The sequence below is a fragment of the Flavobacterium sp. ENC genome, from assembly GCF_020991415.1.
In the GTDB taxonomy this organism is placed as follows: domain Bacteria; phylum Bacteroidota; class Bacteroidia; order Flavobacteriales; family Flavobacteriaceae; genus Flavobacterium.
This window is the reverse complement of record NZ_JAJMOY010000021.1, coordinates 1-2,973: the sequence shown is the minus strand read 5'-3', so window position 1 is coordinate 2,973 and position 2,973 is coordinate 1. Positions and strand designations below refer to the sequence as shown.

1 protein-coding gene is annotated in these 2,973 nt (G+C 42.6%); it reads left to right on the top strand.

Translation table 11 applies throughout. The features are described from left to right. The coding region (locus tag LPB89_RS21850; RefSeq protein WP_230703727.1) for a non-ribosomal peptide synthetase at positions 1-2,973 on the top strand (2,973 nt) is incomplete at both ends.

Genomic DNA, 2,973 nt, shown 5'->3' with positions numbered 1-2,973 from the left:
AACCCAACGGACTTTAGCAGTGCGATGAAAGTGATTGTGAACCGCCACGACAGTTTACGCACCGTTTTCAAAACGGAATCAGGAGAAATATACCAACAGGTAATCCCGGCGGCTTCTTTTGACTTTGAAGTGAGCGTATTGGATTTCAGTGGTCAATCTGCACCGGAAGCCTTAGCCAAATCACGCGCACAGGAAGTTGCCAACAGTAGTTTTGATTTATCGAAAGGGCCGTTGCTTCGCGTGGAACTTATAAAAATATCCGGGTCACAGTATTATTTTATTTTTGTCATCCATCATATTATCAGCGATGGCTGGTCTGTTGATATCATCAGCAAGGAATTACAATCGCTTTATAAAGCATATAGTTTAGGAAACCAACCTGCGCTTTCGCCGCTGCGTTTACAATACAAAGATTACGTCGCCTGGTACCATTCGTATGTTTCCACGGCTTCCTATGAGGCTTCGCGTAACTATTGGCTGAATCGTTTTTCAGGCGAACTGCCGGTTTTAGCATTGCCTTTTGCCAAAAATGGGGGAGATGCGCTGTCTTTTTCAGGCGCCTATTTGCATCATAGTTTCAGCCCTGCAATCAGTAAGGAATTAAAAACACTTTGCGCATCACAGCAGGTAACCACTTTTACGGGTATCATGAGTGTTTTGAGTAGTGTATTGTATCAGCTTACCGGACAAACAGACCTGATTATCGGAACCGATACAGCGGGAAGAATACACCAGGACCTGGAGGATCAGGTGGGGTATTATTTAAACCTGCTTCCGATTCGAATCGGTTTTTCAGCCCAAAACAGCTTCACGGACTTACTATCATTGGTACATGAGGAATTATTGGCAGGATACAGCCATCAGTCGTACCCGTTTGATACGCTGATTTCGGAATTGGGCTTACCAAGGATTATGGGTAAACTACCGCTATTGGATGTTTTGGTATTGTTCCAGAACTTCGAAAATGCATTAGGTTTTAACGATTTAATCGAGGACGTCTCCATTAGCAGTGAAACGATCGAAACGCCGACAAGCCTGAACGATTTGTTATTGGAATTCAAGGAAAGCAACGATACCTTATCATTAACCATTCGTTACAATACAGCGATTTACAAGGCGGAACAATTAAACGTTTTTATAGCGTCTTTCGAAAACTTAGTATCAAAAATAGTAGTAAATCCGGCACAGGCTATTGAAAACTATAACATCCTGTCACCATCGGAAGAAGCAGCTATCCTAAATTTCAGCAAAGGAGAAAGCAATAAATATGAAGCAGCGTCTATCATCGATTTGTTCAGAAAACAGGCCGCCGGAACACCCCACTCAAAATGTTTAACTTATCAGGGAGAAAGCCTTAGCTATCAGCAGGTAGAAGTACTTTCGAATCAACTGGCGGATCAGTTGGTGAAAGAATATCAGGTTAAAAGCGGAACAGTCGTTGGTTTAATGACCGATCGTGATTTTGATATGGTTATCGGAATGCTTGGGGTATTGAAATCCGGAGCAGTATATGTTCCAATTGACAAGGACTATCCCGTGGCACGCCAAAATTACCTGATAACAGACAGCGGATTAGACGTACTAATCATAAGCCGGAATGTAGAAATTGAAGCATCGGTTTCAAAACTGGAACTTACTATTTCCGAATTATCAAAATACGATAGTAGTTATAAAGGAATCGAGCCTTCAAATAACGACCTGGCGTATATCATGTATACCTCAGGCACGACAGGAAAACCAAAAGGCGTGATGATCCCTCATCGTTCATTACAGGATTATACACAAACGTTTATCCGTTATTTTGGACTTACAGAAAATGATGTTGTGATTCAGCAATCATCCTTTAGTTTTGACACCAGTGTAGAAGAAATTTATCCAATACTAAGTGTGGGCGGTGAATTGATACTCACCCCTTCGGGCGGAAAAGACGTCGAAGCTTTATTGAGTTTAACAGCAAAACATAAGGTTACCCTGTTAAGCAGTACGCCGCTGGTAATACAAAGCATTAACGAATTACTGGCAGAGGACAACAGCAACATACCGTCGTTGCGAATCCTGATCAGCGGGGGAGATGCCCTGAGACTGGAATACATTTCCAATTTTTCAGAAAAAGTAAAACTGTACAATACGTACGGTCCGACAGAAGCCACGGTTTGTACCAGTTATTATGAAATAGAAGAGACAAGCGTTTCCAACTGTATCGGAGCTCCTGTTTTCAACAGGCAAATCTACATCTGCAACGACCATGTAGCCCTACAGCCAAACTATGTGATTGGGGAATTGTACTTGGGCGGAAGCGGGATTGCATTGGGATATCACAACGAGCCGGCACAAACGGCAGAACGTTTTATTGACAATCCTTTTGGGAATGGAAAACTATACAAAACAGGTGATTTAGGCTATTGGGATGCAAGTGGAAATATCCATTTTGTGGGAAGAAAAGACCATCAGCTGAAAGTCCGTGGCTATCGTGTGGAAACAATGGAAGTGGCCAGAGCCATTATTGCTTTTGAAGGTGTGACCGACAGTTATGTGACGGGCTTTAATACCAATAACATACAACATTTAGTGGGTTATTATACCGGAAAAAGTAGCCAAACCGATTTGCGTGAGTATTTGCGAAATGAGTTACCGGATTATATGGTTCCCACGTATTTAATTGCCATGGAATCTTTTCCGATAACCGCCAACGGAAAAATTGCAATAGATAAATTACCGGATCCCATAGCGGTTTCGGCAAAAGAATACAAGGAAGCCCGAAACGAAAGGGACGAGCAGCTGATTGCCATTTGGAAAACCGTATTACAGGCAGAGCAAATCGGGATCACCGATAACTTCTTTGAGCTGGGCGGGCATTCGTTAAAAGCCGTTCAGATTGCCAACAGGATACAGGAAGAATTCTCGGTAGCCATCGGATTGAAAGAAATATTCCTATATCCGGTATTACAGGACCAGTCCGATGTATTGGCCGCT